Source organism: Diaphorobacter oryzae DSM 22780 (assembly GCF_059568935.1).
This window is the reverse complement of sequence record NZ_JCANUL010000005.1, coordinates 156,807-174,481: the sequence shown is the minus strand read 5'-3', so window position 1 is coordinate 174,481 and position 17,675 is coordinate 156,807. Positions and strand designations below refer to the sequence as shown.

Annotated in this window: 14 protein-coding genes; 7 read left to right on the top strand and 7 right to left on the bottom strand. The window is 67.8% G+C overall.

The features are described from left to right. Nucleotides 1-30: 30 nt before the first annotated feature. From BP68_RS10490 to BP68_RS10480, 3 genes are all read right to left on the bottom strand, one after another. Nucleotides 31-3,372 carry a bifunctional diguanylate cyclase/phosphodiesterase gene (locus tag BP68_RS10490; protein WP_496371407.1) on the bottom strand — a complete coding sequence of 1,114 codons (3,342 nt, stop codon included), beginning with the start codon at nt 3,370-3,372 and terminating at the stop codon, nt 31-33. A gap of 242 nt (nt 3,373-3,614) precedes the next feature. After that, nucleotides 3,615-4,043 (bottom strand): hemerythrin domain-containing protein, encoded by a 429-nt coding sequence (locus tag BP68_RS10485; protein WP_496371405.1) that lies wholly within the window; start codon nt 4,041-4,043, stop codon nt 3,615-3,617. Between the two features lie 71 nt (nt 4,044-4,114). Next, the gene (locus BP68_RS10480; protein ID WP_496371403.1) at nt 4,115-6,421 is read right to left on the bottom strand and encodes a nitric-oxide reductase large subunit; all 2,307 of its coding nucleotides are present in this window, start codon (nt 6,419-6,421) and stop codon (nt 4,115-4,117) included. 252 nt (nt 6,422-6,673) lie between these two features. Between BP68_RS10480 and norR the strand changes: the two genes are divergently transcribed. Together norR and BP68_RS10470 are read left to right on the top strand one after the other, a co-directional pair. Beyond that, nucleotides 6,674-8,272: a nitric oxide reductase transcriptional regulator NorR gene (gene norR, locus BP68_RS10475; protein ID WP_496371401.1), complete on the top strand. Its 1,599-nt coding sequence runs from the start codon at nt 6,674-6,676 to the stop codon at nt 8,270-8,272. A 363-nt stretch (nt 8,273-8,635) separates the two neighbouring features. Beyond that, nucleotides 8,636-8,887 carry a hypothetical protein gene (locus BP68_RS10470; protein ID WP_496371399.1) on the top strand — a complete coding sequence of 84 codons (252 nt, stop codon included), beginning with the start codon at nt 8,636-8,638 and terminating at the stop codon, nt 8,885-8,887. A gap of 9 nt (nt 8,888-8,896) precedes the next feature. On the opposite strand, the gene BP68_RS10465 is transcribed toward BP68_RS10470, so the two are convergent. The 3 genes from BP68_RS10465 to BP68_RS10455 are packed head-to-tail and all read right to left on the bottom strand — an operon-like array spanning nt 8,897 to nt 9,870. Then, the gene (locus BP68_RS10465; protein ID WP_496371397.1) at nt 8,897-9,256 is read right to left on the bottom strand and encodes a hypothetical protein; all 360 of its coding nucleotides are present in this window, start codon (nt 9,254-9,256) and stop codon (nt 8,897-8,899) included. Between the two features lie 6 nt (nt 9,257-9,262). After that, the gene (locus BP68_RS10460; protein ID WP_496371395.1) at nt 9,263-9,562 is read right to left on the bottom strand and encodes a hypothetical protein; all 300 of its coding nucleotides are present in this window, start codon (nt 9,560-9,562) and stop codon (nt 9,263-9,265) included. Beyond that, complete coding sequence (locus BP68_RS10455; RefSeq protein WP_496371393.1) at nt 9,559-9,870, bottom strand: DUF1010 domain-containing protein; 312 nt, start codon at nt 9,868-9,870, stop codon at nt 9,559-9,561. Before BP68_RS10455 ends, BP68_RS10460 begins: the two co-directional genes overlap by 4 nt. A 1,098-nt stretch (nt 9,871-10,968) precedes the next feature. On the opposite strand from BP68_RS10455, the gene BP68_RS10450 reads away from it, so the two are divergent. From BP68_RS10450 to BP68_RS10440, 3 genes are all read left to right on the top strand, one after another. After that, nucleotides 10,969-11,922, top strand: coding sequence for an integron integrase (locus tag BP68_RS10450; protein ID WP_496371391.1), 954 nt, complete (start codon nt 10,969-10,971; stop codon nt 11,920-11,922). A 28-nt stretch (nt 11,923-11,950) separates the two neighbouring features. Continuing rightward, nucleotides 11,951-13,339 carry an L-serine ammonia-lyase gene (locus tag BP68_RS10445; RefSeq protein WP_496371389.1) on the top strand — a complete coding sequence of 463 codons (1,389 nt, stop codon included), beginning with the start codon at nt 11,951-11,953 and terminating at the stop codon, nt 13,337-13,339. Between the two features lie 320 nt (nt 13,340-13,659). Further along, the gene (locus tag BP68_RS10440; RefSeq protein ID WP_496371388.1) at nt 13,660-14,646 is read left to right on the top strand and encodes a porin; all 987 of its coding nucleotides are present in this window, start codon (nt 13,660-13,662) and stop codon (nt 14,644-14,646) included. Between the two features lie 55 nt (nt 14,647-14,701). On the opposite strand, the gene BP68_RS10435 is transcribed toward BP68_RS10440, so the two are convergent. Next, the gene (locus BP68_RS10435) at nt 14,702-15,598 is read right to left on the bottom strand and encodes a LysR family transcriptional regulator (RefSeq protein ID WP_496371386.1); all 897 of its coding nucleotides are present in this window, start codon (nt 15,596-15,598) and stop codon (nt 14,702-14,704) included. A gap of 139 nt (nt 15,599-15,737) precedes the next feature. On the opposite strand from BP68_RS10435, the gene BP68_RS10430 reads away from it, so the two are divergent. Both BP68_RS10430 and BP68_RS10425 read left to right on the top strand, forming a co-directional pair. Next, nucleotides 15,738-16,754, top strand: coding sequence for a tripartite tricarboxylate transporter substrate binding protein (locus BP68_RS10430; protein WP_496371384.1), 1,017 nt, complete (start codon nt 15,738-15,740; stop codon nt 16,752-16,754). A 14-nt stretch (nt 16,755-16,768) separates the two neighbouring features. Continuing rightward, nucleotides 16,769-17,650: an HTD2 family dehydratase gene (locus BP68_RS10425; RefSeq protein WP_496371382.1), complete on the top strand. Its 882-nt coding sequence runs from the start codon at nt 16,769-16,771 to the stop codon at nt 17,648-17,650. Nucleotides 17,651-17,675: the final 25 nt, after the last annotated feature.

The following is a 17,675-nucleotide window of genomic DNA, read 5'->3' as shown; positions in this document are numbered from 1 at the left end:
CCCGCCCTGCCGGCGGGGCGGCGGGCCGCGTCAGGTCGGGCATTCCTGCGCCGCGTTGCGCAGCGCAAACGCCTCGAAGGCCTCGGGCTCCAGCGGCCGGCTGTACCAGTAGCCCTGCATCTCGTCGCAGCCGAAGGCCTGCAGCAGGGCCGCCTGCTCCGGCGTTTCCACGCCCTCGGCGATGGTGGTCATGCGCAGGCTGTGCGCCATCTTGATGATGGCCGTCACGATGGCCTGGTCGCTGGCCTGGTCCGCCAGCTCCCGCACGAAGGACTGGTCGATCTTCAGCTTGTCGATCGCATAGCGCTTGAGGTAGCTCATGGAGGAATAGCCGGTGCCGAAGTCGTCCAGCGCCACGCGGAAGCCCTCGGCGTGCAGGCGCCGGATGGTGGCCTCGGCCAGCGCGGGGTTCTTCAGGGCCACGGCCTCGGTCAGCTCCACCTCGATGCGGCGGGGCGGCACGTCCACCCGCCGCAGGATCTGCAGCAGCTCCTCGACCAGCCGGGGCCGGGCGAACTGCGCCGCCGAGACGTTGACCGCCACCACCAGCGGCGGGAGGCCGGCCGCGTCCCACAGGCGCAGCTGCTTGGCGGCCTGCTCCACCACCCAGAAGTCGATGGCCCCGATGGCCCCGCTTTGCTCGGCGATGGGAATGAACTCGGCCGGCGACACCAGCCCCCACCGCGGGTGGCGCCAGCGCAGCAGCGCCTCGGCGCCCACCAGCGCGCCGGTGGGCAGCGCGCGCTGCGGCTGGTAGACCAGGAACAGCTCGCCGTTGTGCGCCGCGTCCTTGAGGCCCGCGGCCAGCTCCAGCGAGCGCTGCGTGTGGGCCTGCATCTCCGGGGCGAAGAAGCGCAGGCCGTTGCGCCCGTCCTGCTTGACGCGGTACATGGCGATCTCCGCCGCCGAGGCCAGGGCGCTGGCGGTCTGCGCGTCGTCCGGATAGACCGCGACGCCCGCCGATGCGCTGAGCGACACCGGATGGCCTTGCACGGTCAGGGTGGTCTGCAGCAGCGTCAGGGCGTCGCGGGCCATGAGCGCGACGGCGGCCTGGTCGGCCCGGGGCACGATGGCCACGAAGGCGTCCCCGGAATAGCGCGCCAGGCCGGCCTGCGGGCCCAGGCTGGCGCGCAGGCGGTTGGCCATTTCCACCAGCAGCTCGTCGCCCGCCGCGTGGCCCAGCGTCTCGTTGATCATCTTGAAGTTGTCCAGGTCGAACCACAGCAGGGAGAGCCGCCCGTGGTCCGCGTCGGCCTGGCCGATGGCCAGGGCCAGCTGCTCGTCGAACGCCTTCTTGTTGAACAGGCCCGTCAGGGTGTCGAAGTTGGACAGGGCGCGGATGCGCTCCTCGGCCTCGCGGCGCAGGGTGATGTCCTCCTTGTGGGCGACGTAGTGCGTCACCTCGCCGAAGACGTCGCGGATGGGGTAGAGCGAGGCCTTCTCGGTGTAGATCTGGCCGTTCTTGCGGCGGTTGATCAGTTCGCCCTGCCAGGGCAGGCCCTGGGGCAGACGGCTCCACATCTCCTCGTAGACTGCGCGCGGCGTCAGACCCGACTGCAGCACCCGGGGGTTGCGCCCCAGCACTTCCGGCGCGCTGTAGCCGCTGACCTCGGTGAACGCCTTGTTGACGTACAGCATGCTGGCGTCGATGTCGGTGATGATCACCGGGTAGGGGCTCTGGTCCAGAGCCTCGGACAGCCGGTGGATCATGGCCTCCTGCCGGCGCTGGCGCGTGTGCTTCCAGACGGCGTCGGCCAGCACCTGCAGCGCCTGCACGTCCTGCTCGCTGTAGTCCTGGGCCTTGTTGCCCACGCCCAGCAGCATCCGCACCCTGCCGCCTTCCATCACGGGCAGGCTGACCAGGCGGTGCAGGGTGGCCGGCTCGGCCGTGTGCAGCGCCGCGGCGCCCTGGTTCAGGACCACGGGGCGGCGCTCGTGCAGTGCCTGCGTCCACAGGCCGGCCTGGCCCGCCGCCTCGCCGCCGCGCAGGGTGCGTGCCGAGCAGACCGCCACCTTGGCGCTGCTCTGCTCGTCGTTCACGAAGTGCAGCACCGCCACGGTGCTGCCGGTGAGCTGCTCGGCATGCTTCACGCCGCGGCGCAGGAAGTCGGCCTCCAGCTCATGGCCGTCGTGTTGCTGCAGGTCCAGCAGGGCGGTGTTCAGGCGGGACTCGAACTGGGCGCGCTGCTCGTTGTGCACCGTGGCGGTGATGTCGCGCGACAGCACCAGGTAGGTGTCCTCGCCGCCCTTGGTGGCGGGCTTGCGGCTCACCGCCAGCTCGAAATGGTGCTCGCCCGAGGGCAGCATCAGGCTGATGCGCTGGCCGCGGGCCGCGCCGTCGCGCTCGGCCTCGGCCAGGGCCTCGAAGCAGCGGGCCGAGGCCTCGGGGGGCATGATCTCGTCCATCCGCTTGCCCAGCATCTCATGGGCCGGCACCACCAGCTTGGCGGATTCATGGGTGTGGATCGCCAGGTGCACGCCCTGGCGGTTCACCTCGAACAGCAGGTCGGGCAGCATGTCCAGCGTGGTGCGCTGGCGGGCCTCGGAGGCCTGCAGGCGCAGGTAGGGCGTGTGCACGGTCTCCACGAACAGCCCGCGGTACAGGAAGCCGTAGGCGATGACCTTGTAAACATGGCCGGCGACGTTGTACACGTCGGTGACATTGGCGTAGAGCGTGAAGCAGAACTCGCTCATGGCCATGGTGAACGACGCCAGCGCCAGGCGCACCAGGCCGAACTCGCGGTCCTGGCGCAGATGGGTGAGAAAGCCCAGGCCGGCCAGCACATAGAGCATGCACAGGCCGTACTCGAAGGAGACCTTGAACTCCGTGAGCCCCTGGCCGGCAATGAAGGTGCGGGGCACCCAGTCCGGGTGCACGAGAAACACGTAATGCATCGCCCCCACCACCAGCAGCACGCACAGCAGCCCGCCGTAGCGCGAGCGCCGGCCCAGCCAGGTGTTCCAGCGCTGGGGCCAGAAGGCGGCCCACAGCAGGGCCAGGGCCGCCAGCAGCCGGGCGCCGAGCCAGAAGTTGATGGCCTTCTCCGGCCCGCTGGGCGTGACGAAGTCCGGCATCCCGGCGTAGGACAGGCTGTGGGTCATGTCCAGCAGGGCCACGCCCAGCAGGCCCAGCCCCAGGACCAGGGCCCGCCCGTTGGGCTGGTACTTCTGCGTGGCCCAGGCAATGCTGAACACCATGGCCGCCATGGCGATGGCCAGCATTTCCATGATGGTGTGCAGCGGTGGATAGCCCGCCAGGCCGCGCGCGGCGTCCGGGGCGGGAAAGGTCTGCATCAGCCACAGGCCGGCCAGCAGGCCCACAAGCCAGTAGGCGGACTCGCGAAACTCCCGGCGGTGGGTGGGATGCATCATGGCGTGAGGTCAATGGCGGTTGGGTGCGGGTGGCCGCGGCGGCGAACACGTTGGCCAGGGGGGAATGTACAAAATCGTTACGTCACTCCGGCGGCGCCCTCCGCGCCGGCGCGGGTCAAAAAAAAGCCGGCGCGAGGCCGGCTGAAAAGCAAGGTGCCCCTAAGGCCTTGCCGATGGAAATGATTCAGGGCTCCAGCGCTTTGTGGGTAAGCGCTAGTAGCTATAAAAATTATAGCAATATTTCAATGCAGGGCCAGCGCCTCCTCGGCCTCGATGCGGGGATAGAAGTCGCGGTTCTCGCGCTGCATGCGCTCGTACACGCGGCGCAGCACGGTGTTGGCGTCGGTGCGAAAGCCCTCGGCGTCGGCGCCCACCCGGTCGGCCGTGTTCCAGCGCCGGGCGAAGTCCATGTAGGCCGTGGCGATGGCGCCCATCTCGCGCTGGAACTGCTCGCCCAGGCGCGCCAGCTCCGGGTCGGCGCCGTTGCGCAGCGCGGGGTAGAGCAGGCGGTCCTCGACGGCCAGGTGCAGCTTGATGGTGGAGCTGATGGCCACGATGCCGCGCGCAATCGCGGCGGCGTTGCGCTCCACACCGCCATGGGTCAGCCGGCGCAGCGCGTCGATCTGGGCCAGGATGTCCTGGTGCTCATGCTTGAAACGGTCGATGTTCATGGCGGGTACTGGCGAAGAGAGGTTGAGGGGGCGACGCATGGCGCACCGTGCGGCGCGCCATGCGCGGGCCGTCAGCGGTTTGCTCCCGCCAGGGCTCCGGCGCGCGGGGCGGCCGGTGCCTGGGGGCTGAACAGCACGCCGCTCACCACCTGCCAGGTCACGCACAGGCCGCCGGTGATGAACACCAGGTCGCCGAAGGTGCGCACCCAGCGCAGGGTCTCCAGGAAGGGCTGCTGCAGGAACTCCTCGCTGCGGGCGTACCACAGGCCGTGGGTCACGCTGGCGTGGAACTGGAACAGGCCGATGGGCAACAGGCTGGTGGCGATCATCAGCACCAGGCCGGCGTTGAGCCACCAGAAGCCCGTCTTCATCAGGCGTTCGTTGAACTGCATCTGCGGACGCACGTAGCGCAGCACCAGCAGCGTGAAGCCCAGGGCCAGGAAGCCATACACCCCGAACAGCGCGGCGTGGGCATGCACCGGCGTGGTGTTCAGGCCCTGGATGTAGTACAGCGAGATCGGCGGGTTGATCATGAAGCCGAACACCCCGGCGCCCAGCATGTTCCAGAAGGCCACGGCCACGAAACACATCAGCGGCCACCTCAGGTTCTTCATCCAGGCGGCCTTGTGCTGCAGGCGCCAGTGTTCCCAGGCCTCATGGCCCAGCACCACCAGCGGCACCACTTCCAGCGCGCTGAACGAGGCGCCCACGGCCATCACCGGCGTGGTCGTGCCCGAGAAGTACAGGTGGTGGAAGGTGCCGGGTACGCCGCCCAGCATGAACAGCGAGGCCGAGGCCAGGCTGGCGGCCGTGGCCATGCGGTAGGACACCAGGCCCAGCGTGGAGAAGATGAAGGCCAGCGCCGTGGTGGCGAAGACCTCGAAGAAGCCCTCCACCCACAGGTGCACCACCCACCAGCGCCAGTACTCCATCACCGAGATGTGGGTGCGCTCGCCGTAGAACAGGCCGGTGCCGTAGAACAGGCCGATGCACACCACCGAGCAGGTCAGCAGCGCCAGCAGGTTCTTGTCCTGGCCGTTGGGGGCCAGCAGGGCGGGGAAGATGGCGCGCGCCATCAGCACCAGCCAGAAGGCGATGCCGCCGAACTTGAGGATCTGCCACAGGCGGCCCAGATCCACGTACTCGTAGCCCTGGTGGCCCAGCCAGAAGCTCCACTCGGGCGGCATGATCTGGGCGATGGCGAAGTAGTTGCCGATGAACGAGCCCACGCAGACCACCACCAGCGCCCAGAACAGCACGTCCACGCCCAGCTTCTGGAACTTGGGGTCCTTGCCGCCGTTGATCACCGGCGCCAGGAACAGGCCGGCCGCCAGGAAGCCCGTGGCGATCCAGAACAGGGCCGCCTGCAGGTGCCAGGTGCGCACCAGCGAATAGGGCAGCCACTGCGAGAGGTTGACGCCGTAGAACTGCTGGCCCTCCACCGTGTAGTGCGCGGTGATGCCGCCCAGGAAGATCTGTGCCGTGAACAGCGCCACCACCAGGAACAGGTACTTGCCCAGCGCGCGCTGCGACGGGGTGAGCGCCACGCGGCTCAGAGGGTCGTGCGCGGGCGGGGTGGGGTCTGCCTCGTCATGCTTGCGCAGGAAGGCCCAGCCCCACACGAGAAAGCCCACGCCGGCCATCATCACCACCACGCTCATGATCGACCACACCAGGTTCTCGCCCGTGGGCACGTTGCCGATCAGCGGCTCGTGCGGCCAGTTGTTGGTGTAGGTGGCGCCGGTGCCGCCGTTGTCAGCGGGGCGCTCGGTCGAGGCGGCCCAGGCGGTCCAGAAGAAGAAGCCCGCCATCTGCGCGCGCCGCTCGGCGCTGGGCAGGGTGTTCTCCTTCATGGCGTAGCTCTCGCGCGTCTTTTGCAGCGCGGGGGCGTTGCCGAACAGCTGGTCGTAGTGCTGCGCCGTCAGCGCGATGGCCTCGGCGCGCAGCGGCGAGATGACCATCCGGTCCTGGGCCGCGTCGTAGGTGTTGGTGCGGTACTCGGTTTTGAGCCGGTCGCGCAGCACGGCCTGCTGGCCCACGTCCAGGTCGGCAAAGGCCTTGCCGTGGTCCTTCTGCGCCGCCAGCTCCAGCCAGGCCGTCAGCTCGCGGTGCAGCCAGTCGGCCGTCCAGTCGGGTGCCTGGTAGGCGCCGTGGCCCAGGATGGAGCCCAGCTGCATGCCGCCCACCGACTGCCAGGCGGTCTGGCCGTCCAGAATGCCGTCCTTGGTGTAGAGCGGCTTGTCGCTGCCCTGCACCAGCACCTGCCCCGGAATCGGCGGGGCCGTGCGGTACACCTCCGCGCCGTAATAGCCCAGCAGGCTGAAGGTGACGATCAACACGCCGATCAGCGTGTACCAATACTTGGCGTACTTACCCATGGCGGGCCTCCATCGTTGTGTTTGTCAGGCGGTGCGGCGGTGCAGGGGGCTGGCCGGGCCGGGCCCGGTGCACCGAAGGGGGGCGGTTGTGGCGATGCATGGTCGATACAGGTCGCGGTAAAGAGATGCCTGCTCTTTCGCAATCCGCGGGCCAGCACCGGCGGCGTTGCAAATCAAGGGTTTACACCATGCTGGGTACAATCAACCGCATTGAATTTGGGTGAAAAATACCTTTAAAGGGTTTTTATGACCATGAGCGATGCCGCGCCCCTGCCGCCCTCGCCCGCCGCGCTGGCCCTGTGCGTCGACCTGGGCAGCGAACTGCCCCAGGCCGTGCGGCTGCAGCGCCTGGTGGACCTGCTGCGCACCCAGTTCGGCTGCGGCGCCGTGGCCCTGCTGCGGCTGGAGGAAGAGCGCCTGCGCCCCGTGGCCGTGACCGGCCTGGTGGGCGACGCGCTGGGCCGGCGCTTTGCCGTGGGCCAGCACCCGCGGCTGGCGGCCATCCTGGCGCGGCGCGAGGTGACCTGCTTCGAGCACGACAGCCAGCTGCCCGACCCCTACGACGGCCTGCTCGACACCCTGGTGGGCGAGCCCCTGCCCGTGCACGACTGCATGGGCGTGGCCCTGCACGTGGACAGCCGGCCCTGGGGCGTGCTCACGCTGGATGCGCTGGCCACCGGCACCTTCGGCCCGGCGGCGCGCCAGCGGCTGGCGCAATGCCTGCCCCTGGTCGAGGCCGTGGTGCGCGTGGCCCGGCTGGAGCAGGAGCTGCGCACGCTGCGCATGGCCGCCACGGGCCCGGTGGAGGGCGACTCCGCCCTGGCCCCGCGCGAGCGCGGCGGCGCCGGCGAGCTGGAGATCGTGGGCGAAAGCCCCGCCCTGCAGCGCCTGCTGCACGAGCTGGGCGTGGTCGCAGCGTCCGAGCTGCCCGTGCTGCTGCTGGGCGAAACCGGCGTGGGCAAGGAGCTGTTCGCGCGCCTGCTGCACCACCAGTCGCCCCGGCGCTCCAAGCCCCTGGTGCACGTCAACTGTGCGGCCCTGCCCGAATCGCTGGCCGAGAGCGAACTCTTCGGCCATGTGCGCGGCGCCTTCTCGGGCGCCGTCAGCGACCGGCCCGGCCGCTTCGAGGCCGCCGAGGGCGGCACCCTGTTCCTGGACGAAGTGGGCGAGCTGCCCCTGTCCGTGCAGGCCAAGCTGCTGCGCACGCTGCAAAACGGCGAGATCCAGCGCCTGGGCGCCGACCGCCCGCGCCGCGTTCATGTCCGCGTGATCGCCGCCACCAACCGCAACCTGCGCGAGCAGGTCGTCAGCGGGGCCTTTCGCGCCGACCTGTACCACCGCCTGTCGGTCTACCCCGTGCCCATCCCGCCGCTGCGCGAGCGCGGCAGCGACGTGCTGGTGCTGGCCGGGCGCTTTCTGGAACTCAACCGCGCCCGCCTGGGCCTGCGCAGCCTGCGCCTGTCGCCCGACGCCCAGGCCGCGCTGCGCCGCTACCGCTGGCCCGGCAACGTGCGCGAGCTGGAGCACGTCATCAGCCGCGCCGCCCTCAAGGCCCTGAGCCGCGGCGTGGACCGCAACGAAATCGTCACGCTGGGCGCCGGCCTGCTGGACCTGGACGCGCTGGACACACCGGCCGCCGAGGGCAGCGCCGCGCCCGCCGCCCCCGCCGTGGTGGCACCCGCGGCCGGCCCCGCCGGCACGCTGCGCGACGCCATGGACGCCTGCCAGCGCCAGGCCGTCACGGCCGCCCTGGCCGCCCACGCCGGCAACTGGGCCCAGGCCGCCCGCGCGCTGGACGTGGACGCCAGCAACCTGCACAAGCTGGCGAGGCGGTTGGGGCTCAAGGGCTGAAAGCGGGGGCGGCGCCCGTTGGGCGCAGAGAGGGATTGCGGCGTCAAGCGCGGAGCGCCGCCAGCCCTGTGGACCCATCTGTTACGCCAGGGAATACATGGAAAAATGGCCTTCAAGGCCTTTGTAACAAGCGCAAGTAGCTATTAATAAGATAGCAATCTTGTCCCGCAACAGCCCGCCGGGGCTGCATCGCGCATGCCACACCATTGGCGACGCGGTGGCGCAGATTCCATGACGGCACGGGACATACACGGTCCCACTGCAGATGCCGGATATACGACTGCAGGTGCTCTACCCCAAGGCACCTAATCGGTCAGTTCCTTGCTGTTCAGGGCGAGTCCATATACGGATGGCGAAGACTTCATGGCATTATTCGAACGCTTGCTTGTGCCGCGCGCTGAGCCACTCGATATCAACGGGGCCATTAAAGCCAACAACTGCATCAACGGAACAGTGTGGGCAAATGGCGGTCTGCAATTTATCTTCGCCATCGCACCAATCTGTGATATCGCTCGGCGGAAATTGGCTAAAGCAGTAGAAGCACACAGCAACCTCACTGGAAAGCAGTGCTTGCCGATTGAATGTGCAATCACAGGTACGACCCATAATTCCTAACACCTGAGTTCAGCTGCCGCCGTAGGCGGTCGGCAGCGACGAATCGTTAGCCAGAGCATGCCAGCCTGTAGCAACGCCATTGATGGCGACTACAACAAAACTTGTAAATGCTCTGTCTGCGATTCGGATTTCTCCTTGTCCAATATGCGAGGCAATAAAAGAAGGTGCCTCAGCAACGGAAATGAACGTGCCGAGTTTGCGATGTACCTCGATTACGACCTCATGCGCTGATATGTATGTAGAAAGAAGCGCAGACAGCATAGTTAACCGAGCATCTTTTTCATCTGAAATCAGTGTCCACTCTCGTGCAGCATGCTCGATCGGTGGAAAGTGCTTGCGAACAAGCTCGTGAACACGACGTGGGTTCATCCTTGGCTACGGATACCAGACGATCGACGAACCCTCAGCGAGAGCGCCTTCGTAGTGCTTCTGAAAGACCTGCATTTGAGGTTCGTTCAGGACCTCAACGGCGATTGGTTTGCCTTGCCCGACTTCCAAGTCCGTGAACCCGAACTTCTCCAGTTCGCGGACTGCTTCCTCGTGCTGGGTCTCGTCTCCCATGTGGGCCATGAAGAGGATGAACTTGTGCACGCTTCCGACTTCGGGGCTATGCCACTCGAACGCGCTGGCTCCGGTGTATTTGCCCGTTCCGCCATAAAGAACCACGGTAGTCATAAAGACACCCAACGGCCAAAGTAAGCGGCCCGCCGTAGGCGGGTCCGCTTGACTGCAGAGTTAGACCCGAAGGCCAGAAGGGAGCGCCCAGCGATGAAGAAAGGCGCGGCCCACGAAAAAGCGCTGCGCCACGGAAGCGGCGCAGCGCTTGCAAAACGATAGCTGCTGGCGCCCGGCTGGCAAGCGCTAGCGGCCAAAAAGGCTTGAAACTGGCGCTGAATGAACAGGCGAAGCCAGGCGCCACGACCAAACCCCAGCGGATAAACGCTGGTGAAGGGCGAAGCGCTGGGATAAAGGGCGGCCTGCATAAAGCGGAATATGAAGGGACTAACGCTGAAGGTAAGGGGCCGGCTGGAGGCGGCACGGCGGAAGACGGTCCTGCTTGACCGAAGGGTTAGCCATGAGGAAGAAGGTACAACTCACTTTGCTCAGCCCACTTGTGAAGAGGCCCCATGGCAGATTGATCAGTAAAGAAAAAATGGTGTGTATGGTCCCAACCTTCGTAGAACACACAATTCAATTCGGGTAGCGCTACATGGAAATGCCTATGCCCAAATGTTCGCCCACCATTGGGCCTGCAGTACTTTGAAAGAGTAGTTTGAGATGTGAACTCACGAAATACCAATCGATTTGCCGCTCTCCCACGAAAAGCAAATGAAAGTACGGCAGTACCCTCTGTAAGAAATTTGCAGAACTTGGCATTTAGTGTCTCACGCCGAGCCTGCTCCGCGGGGGGGGGGGATTTTCTAGAAGCCTGCACGCGTCTTCGCGCGATAACCAGTGGTCGAACACTGAGATTGATAAGGTTTTCACCTCTGGTCGGGGTTCATCCATGTGAACTGCCCTGAGCCAAGGGTATTGGTGAAGTAATTCGATTTGTCGGTTTGGCGACAAGTTGAGAAGGCGGCGATTGCTCATGGCTAACGGGATAGGTAAGCGGGCCGCCGAAGGCGGATCCGCTTGACCGACGGGTTAGCTCGATTGCTTTTTATGTTGTTTGAGCAGACCAATCGCTTGTTCGTCAGTGGGAAGAGGGCGCTCTGGAATGATTGTGTGCCACGCTCCACAGTTTGGATCGGGGCATTGGCAAACCGTTGCGTGGACGTGAAAACGAGTTCCTTTGCGCTTTTGTATTGAGTTTGTTCTTTCCTCGCTCTTTATCGTATCCACGATGGCATTTCTTCTCAAGAATTTCCCAGCCATGAGCGCGTACTCCTCAATAAGCTAACTAGAATTAGACGACGCTCATCGTAGGGAGAGAGGTCGGATAGCGCAATACCGTTTGCCGCATCTACTGGAAAACGCCATCCCATCGCCATTTAGCCAAACCTAAAATTTCGCGGATGGAAAGCTGTCCAGACGCATCCGCAGGAATGCTAACCCAGCCGCCCAGGCTGCTCGACCGCATGCGTGCCCATTTGCGTACGCGGCACTACAGCATTCGCACCGAAGAAGCGTATCTGGACTGGGCGCGGCGTTTCATCCTGTTCCACGGCAAGCGCCATCCGCATGATATGGGCGCGGCCGAGGTGGAGGCGTTCTTGAGCCATCTGGCGGTGGCGCGGCAGGTGTCGGCCTCCACGCAGAACCAGGCCAAGGCGGCAATTCTCTATCTTTACAAGCAGGTGCTGGGCATGGAGCTGCCCTGGCTTGATGAGGTGGTGCAGGCCCGGCGGCCTCGGCGGCTGCCGGTGGTGCTGACGCCGTCGGAGGTGCGCCAACTGCTCATGCACATGGATGGCACGACGGGCCTGATTGCACAACTGCTGTACGGCACGGGCATGCGGCTGATGGAAGCGCTGCGCCTGCGCGTCAAGGATGTGGAATTTGCGCGGCGCGAGATCGTGATCCGCGAGGGCAAGGGCAACAAGGACCGCGTGACGGTGCTGCCCGAAAACCTGATGGCCCCGCTGCAGGCGCAGTTGAACAAGGCCCGCGCCCTGCACGCCAAGGATCTGGAGGCCGGCCTGGGGCGCGTGTACCTGCCGCATGCGCTGGCCGCCAAGTATCCGCAGGCGGATCAAAGCTGGGTCTGGCAGTGGGTGTTCCCGTCACCGGTGCGCTCCATGGACCCGCGCCCGGATGCGCGCACGGGCGAGTTGCTGGAGCGGCGCCACCATGTCTACCCCGAGTCGGTGCAGCGCGCCGTGCGCGAGGCGGCGCGGATGGCAGCCATCGACAAGCCGGTGTCGCCCCATGTGCTACGCCATTCGTTTGCCACGCATTTGTTGCAAGCAGGGTACGACATTCGCACGGTGCAAGAGCTTTTGGGTCATGCCGATGTGGCTACGACCATGATCTACACCCATGTTCTTAACAAGGGTGGGCGGGGCATTCTGAGCCCGCTGGACGCGCTGTAACCGACGGGATGGCGAAAGGGGTTGCACCATGGCTGTCAGTGTTTTCGACCTGTTCAAGATTGGCATCGGGCCGTCCAGCTCGCATACCGTGGGGCCCATGCGTGCCGCGCGCCTGTTCGTGCAGCGGCTGGCGCGCGACGGCCATCTGCCGCGCGTGGTGCGCGTGCGCAGCACGCTTTATGGCTCGCTGGGTGCCACGGGGCGCGGCCATGCCAGCGACCGGGCGGTGCTGCTGGGCCTGGCCGGCCATGCGCCCGACACGGTGGATGTGGAACTGATCGGGCCGCTGGTGGTGCGCATCTGCGCTCAGGGCCGGCTGCCGTTGGCCGATGGCCCCGAGATCGCCTTTGACGAGGCCGCCGACCTGCTGCTGGTGCCCGGCGTGACGCTGCCGCTGCACGCCAATGGCATGCGCTTCGAGGCCTTCGACGCCACCGGCGCCGCGCTGGACGCCCAGGTGTACTACTCGGTCGGCGGTGGCTTCATCGTCAGCGAAGAGGCGGCCGCCGACGCACAGCGCCAGGCCGCCATCGCGCCCGGCACCGAGGTGCTGCCGCTGCCGTTCCACAGCGGCGCGCAGCTGCTGGCGCAGGCCGCGGGGCAGGGCGGCTGCATTGCCCAGGTGATGCGGGTGAACGAGCGCCACTGGCGCCCGGACGCCGAGATCGACACCGGCCTGCTGGCCATCTGGCGCGCCATGCAGGACTGCGTGGCGCGCGGCTGCGCCACGGGGGGCGAGCTGCCCGGGGGCTTTCGCGTGCGCCGGCGCGCGCCCGCGCTGCACCAGGCCCTGCAGAGCGCGCCCGATCTGCAGCAGGACCCGCTGCAGGTGATCGACTGGGTGAACCTGTTCGCCCTGGCGGTGAACGAGGAGAACGCCGCCGGCGGCCGCGTGGTCACCGCGCCCACCAACGGCGCAGCGGGCATCGTGCCGGCGGTGCTGCATTACTACTGGCGCTTCATCGCCGGCGCCACCGAGGCCGGGGTGATCGACTTTCTGCTCACGGCCGGGGCCATCGGCATCCTGTACAAGGAAAACGCCTCCATCTCCGGCGCCGAGGTCGGCTGCCAGGGCGAGGTGGGCGTGGCCTGCTCCATGGCCGCGGCCGGCCTGTGCGCCGTGCTGGGGGGCACGCCCGCGCAGGTGGAGAACGCGGCCGAGATCGGCATGGAGCACCACCTGGGCCTGACCTGCGACCCCGTGGGCGGCCTGGTGCAGATCCCCTGCATCGAGCGCAACGCGCTCGCCGCCGTCAAGGCCATCAACGCCGCGCGCATGGCGCTGCGCGGCGACGGCACGCACCACGTGAGCCTGGACCAGGTCATCAAGACCATGCGCGAAACCGGCGCGGACATGATGACCAAGTACAAGGAAACCTCGCGCGGCGGCCTGGCCGTGAACATCGTGGAGTGCTGAGGCCGGCGCCGGCAGGGCCCCTTTCCGCGCGCCCTTGCGCGGCCGCATTGGCGGGTCATCCCTGATGGCGCCCGCACCAGGTCGGTTTTTATAATGACCCGCGTGGGCCGCCTGGCGTGGCCCGCAGGCGCCTCTTGCCCGGGATGGCTGCAGTCCTTGCAGCCCTTGTGATGCCCGGGCCACCTGTCTTGGCGCCGTCCTCGTCCCGCCCCCTGTTTGCATGGCGGGTCTCATCGTCCCCAGCTGCCTACGGCAGCGCCTGCCGGCGCGGTTTCCTGCGGAAACGGCGTCTGCGCCTTCATGAAATGGAGCTTTCCCGGATGCAATCCTCCTCCCTTCGCTGGCCACTCGGCCTGGCCTCCCTCCTCGCCGTCGCGGCACTGCCCGTTGCCGCCCAGCCCAGCGTCACCGTCAGCGGCTATCTGGACACCGGCGTCTTCCGCGACTACGACAAGACCAGCAAGCTGGGCACCATACAGCGCAGCAACCTGGCGTTTTCCGGCACGGAAGACCTGGGCGGCGGCCTGAAGGCCACCTTCCGCCTGAGCACGCGTTTCGAGCTGGACACCGGCGAGTCCGAAGGCGCGGGCAGCAAGCCCTTCTGGCATGACGAGTCCACGGTGGGCCTGAAGGGCGGCTGGGGCCATCTGCGCCTGGGCCGCGCGCTGAGCGCCATGTGGAGCAAGGAGTGGAAGTTCGACGCCTTCTCCAACTTCAACCGCATCGCCTCCACCGCCTGGCACATGGCCCACTACTACACGCCCACGGACCGTGCCAGCAACAACGGCGCGGCCGAGTACGGCCGTATGAACAACGGCATCTACTACGACTCGCCGGCCTGGGGCGGCTTCTCGTTCAACGCCAGCGCCTCGACCGAGCGCACCCAGGCGCCGGGGCGCGACGGGCGCGGCAGCTCGCTGGCGCTGAACTACGACCAGGGCCCGCTGGCGGCCATGCTGGGCTACGAGCGCAACGGCAGCGGCGACAACGACCTGTACCTGGGCGGCCGGTACAGCTTCGGCGCCGCGGCGCTGATGCTGGCCTACAACCGCAGCCGCCTGGGCGACAGCCCGGACAAGTCGCGCATGGTGTCGGTGGGCGGCAGCTACGCCCTGGGCGCCACCACGCTGCGCGCCAGCTATGGCCAGCAGCGGCTGAACGGCGGGGTGACGAACCACATGGCCTCGCTGGGCGCCGAGTACAACCTCTCCAAGCGCACCATGCTCTACACCAGCCTGGGGCACCAGCGCTACGAGAACAACCCCTCGCGCACGGCGTTCGGCGCGGGCGTGGCGCACGCGTTCTGACGCGGCCCGGCCTGCGGCGCGGGCACCGTGCCCCGGCCGGCGCTCAGGCCCGCGCTCAGGCCGTCGCGTGGTGGCGCTGCACGGCGTCCATCAGCGACTGCACATGGGGCGGCAGCTGCCCGCCCTCGCGCACCAGCATGTAGCGCGGGCGCTCGGCCCAGGTGTCGGTCAGCGCCAGCTGGCGCAGCCGGGGCCGCACCGGGCTGCGCAGCGCCGCGCTTTCCGGCACCACGGCCACGCCCACGCTGGCGGCCACCATGCGGCACATGGCGTCGAAGCTGGCCACCTGGATGCGCAGCTTCAGGGTCTGGCCCAGCTGCTGGCTCACCTGGCCCAGAAAGGCCTGCAGCGTGCTGCTGCGGTGCATGCCGACGAAGCGCTCGTGCAGCACCTCGGCGAACGCCAGCGCGCCCTGGCCCCGCCAGCGCGGCTCGTCGGGCGTGATCAGCACCAGCCGGTCGGTGCTGAAGTGCAGGCTGTGCAGGCCGTGGGTGTCGACCGCGCCGGCGACGATGCCCAGGTCGGCCCGCCCCTCGCGGATGTCGGTGGCGATCCCGGCATTGGGCCGCTCCTGCAGGTCCACGCTGATGTGCGGGTGCGCCGTCAGGTAGGCGGCCAGGATGTCGGGCAGGAATTCCGTCACCGCCGTGGTGTTGGCGAACACCCGCACATGGCCGCGCAGGCCGGCGCCGTACTCCTGCAGCTCGGACTGCAGCTGCTGCGCCTGCTGCAGCATGGCCCGTGCATGGAACAGAAAGGCCTCGCCCGGCGGCGTCAGCCGCACGCCGCGAGCCTCTCGCACCAGCAAAGGCATGCCGGCCTGCTCCTCCAGCGCCTTGATGCGTGCGCTGGTGGCCGCCAGGGACAGGTGCGAGGGCTCGGACGCCCGGGTCAGGCTGCCGGTCTGGGCCACCAGCAGGAAGAGGCGCAGGTCCTTGAGGTCGAATTGCATGGCGGGCGGGCTGCGCGGGGGAGGGCGCAGGTTCTTGAAAAACCGAAGCCTCGATTCTGATATGAAAGATTGCGCGGATGCCGCTGCGCGGCGAGCATCGGCGGCACTATCCCATTGCATTCATTCAGGAGACAAAGACATGCACCGCGCCGACTTCCCCACCGTTTCCCGCCGCGCCCTGTGCGCCGCCGCCGTGCTGGGTATGGGCCTGGCCGCCGCCGCGCCCGGCGCCTTCGCGCAGGGCGCCTACCCCAGCCGCCCCATCGTGATGGTGGTGCCGCAGGCCGCCGGCGGCACGAACGACATCGTGGGCCGGGTGGTGAGCCAGAAGCTGGCCGAAAAGCTGGGCGGCAGCGCCGTGGTGGAAAACCGCCCCGGCGCGGGCGGCAACATCGGCACGCAGGTGGTGGCCAAGGCGCCCAAGGACGGCTACACGCTGCTCATGACCATCAGCAGCAGCCAGGCCATCAACCCCGCGCTGTACAAGGCGCCGGGCTTCGACCCCGTGGCCGACTTCAAGCCCGTCGCCCTGATCGGCTCGGTGCCCAACGTGCTGCTGGCCCACCCCTCGTTCCCCGCCAAGTCGGTGCCCGAACTGCTGGCCATGGCCAAGGCCAAGCCGGACTCGCTGCAGTACGCATCGGCCGGCAACGGCACGCTGAACCACCTGCTGGGCGAGATGCTGAACCAGATGGCCGGCATCGAGCTGCAGCACGTGCCCTACAAGGGCGTGGCGCCCGCGCTGAACGACGTGCTGGGCGGGCAGCTGCCGCTGCTGTTCGGCAGCCTGCCGTCCACGCTGTCGCACATCAAGTCGGGCAAGCTGCGCGCGCTGGCTGTGAGCAGCGCCGAGCGCTCGCCCGTGCTGCCCGACGTGCCCAGCCTGGCCGAGTTCGTGCCGGGCTACAACGGCACGCTGTGGATCGGCCTGTTCGCGCCCACCGGCGTGCCCAAGGAGGTGCAGGACCGCCTGCAGGACGGCATGCGCCAGGCCATGGCCGACCCGGACATGCGCGCCAAGCTGGAGGCGCAGGGCGTGGAGCTGGCCGGCACGCCGGCCAAGCCCGTCACGCCCGACGAGTTCGCGGCCCTGCTCAAGCAGGACATCGCCAAGTGGGCCCGCATCGTGAAGACCTCGGGCGCCACCATCAACTGACCCCTGGAGCGCGCATGACAGCCACCCTGGACGCCGCAGCCCTGGCCCATCTGCAGTCGTGGCAGGGGCGCAGCGAAACCGCCCTCGACGCCCTCACGGCCGCGCCCATCGCGGCCCTGTCGGCCACGCTGGACCGCGACGACCCCGCGCCCGCGCCCGGCACGCCCGTGCCGCCGCTGTGGCACTGGCTGTACTTCCTGCCGCATGCGCGTCAAAGCGAGCTGGGCCCCGACGGCCATGCCCGGCGCGTCGGCTTCCTGCCGCCCGTGCCGCTGCCGCGCCGCATGTGGGCCGGCGGGCGGCTGCGCTGGGAGGCGGCCAACCCGCTGCGGCTGGGCCAGCAGGTGCAGCGCGTCTCCACCATCCAGAGCGTCACGCACAAGGCCGGGCGATCGGGTGAGCTGCTGTTCGTGCTGGTCAAGCACCGCTTCTCCAACGAGCACGGCCTGGCGCTGACCGAAGAGCACGACATCGTCTACCGCGCCGCCGCCCAGCCGGGCGACCCGGCGCCCGCGCCGCAGCGGCCCCCGCTGGAGGGCCAGGCGGCCTGGTCGCGCACCCTCGTGCCCGACGACGTGCTGCTGTTTCGCTACTCCGCGCTCACCTTCAACGGCCATCGCATCCACTACGACCGCCAGTACGTGACCCAGGTCGAGGGCTACCCCGGCCTGATCGTGCACGGCCCGCTGATCGCCACGCTGCTGCTGGACCTGCTGCGCCGCAGCCTGCCCGGCGCCACGGTGGCCAGCTTCGCGTTCAAGGCCGTGCGGCCGACCTTCGACCTGCACCCGTTCAGCGTGCACGGCCGGCCGTCCGCCGACGGCAGGAGCGTGGAGCTGTGGGCTCAGGACCACGAGGGCTGGCTGACCATGCAGGGCACGGCCACGCTGGTCTGATTACTATTAAATATATAGCTGCTTG

Bases quoted from the DNA above. Each gene is read 5' to 3' on its own strand.
- BP68_RS10490 (WP_496371407.1), bottom strand. From the start codon at position 3,372: ATGATGCATCCCACCCACCGCCGGGAGTTTCGCGAGTCCGCCTACTGG.
- BP68_RS10485 (WP_496371405.1), bottom strand. From the start codon at position 4,043: ATGAACATCGACCGTTTCAAGCATGAGCACCAGGACATCCTGGCCCAG.
- BP68_RS10480 (WP_496371403.1), bottom strand. From the start codon at position 6,421: ATGGGTAAGTACGCCAAGTATTGGTACACGCTGATCGGCGTGTTGATC.
- norR (WP_496371401.1), top strand. From the start codon at position 6,674: ATGAGCGATGCCGCGCCCCTGCCGCCCTCGCCCGCCGCGCTGGCCCTG.
- BP68_RS10470 (WP_496371399.1), top strand. From the start codon at position 8,636: ATGGCATTATTCGAACGCTTGCTTGTGCCGCGCGCTGAGCCACTCGAT.
- BP68_RS10465 (WP_496371397.1), bottom strand. From the start codon at position 9,256: ATGAACCCACGTCGTGTTCACGAGCTTGTTCGCAAGCACTTTCCACCG.
- BP68_RS10460 (WP_496371395.1), bottom strand. From the start codon at position 9,562: ATGACTACCGTGGTTCTTTATGGCGGAACGGGCAAATACACCGGAGCC.
- BP68_RS10455 (WP_496371393.1), bottom strand. From the start codon at position 9,870: ATGCAGGCCGCCCTTTATCCCAGCGCTTCGCCCTTCACCAGCGTTTAT.
- BP68_RS10450 (WP_496371391.1), top strand. From the start codon at position 10,969: ATGCGTGCCCATTTGCGTACGCGGCACTACAGCATTCGCACCGAAGAA.
- BP68_RS10445 (WP_496371389.1), top strand. From the start codon at position 11,951: ATGGCTGTCAGTGTTTTCGACCTGTTCAAGATTGGCATCGGGCCGTCC.
- BP68_RS10440 (WP_496371388.1), top strand. From the start codon at position 13,660: ATGCAATCCTCCTCCCTTCGCTGGCCACTCGGCCTGGCCTCCCTCCTC.
- BP68_RS10435 (WP_496371386.1), bottom strand. From the start codon at position 15,598: ATGCAATTCGACCTCAAGGACCTGCGCCTCTTCCTGCTGGTGGCCCAG.
- BP68_RS10430 (WP_496371384.1), top strand. From the start codon at position 15,738: ATGCACCGCGCCGACTTCCCCACCGTTTCCCGCCGCGCCCTGTGCGCC.
- BP68_RS10425 (WP_496371382.1), top strand. From the start codon at position 16,769: ATGACAGCCACCCTGGACGCCGCAGCCCTGGCCCATCTGCAGTCGTGG.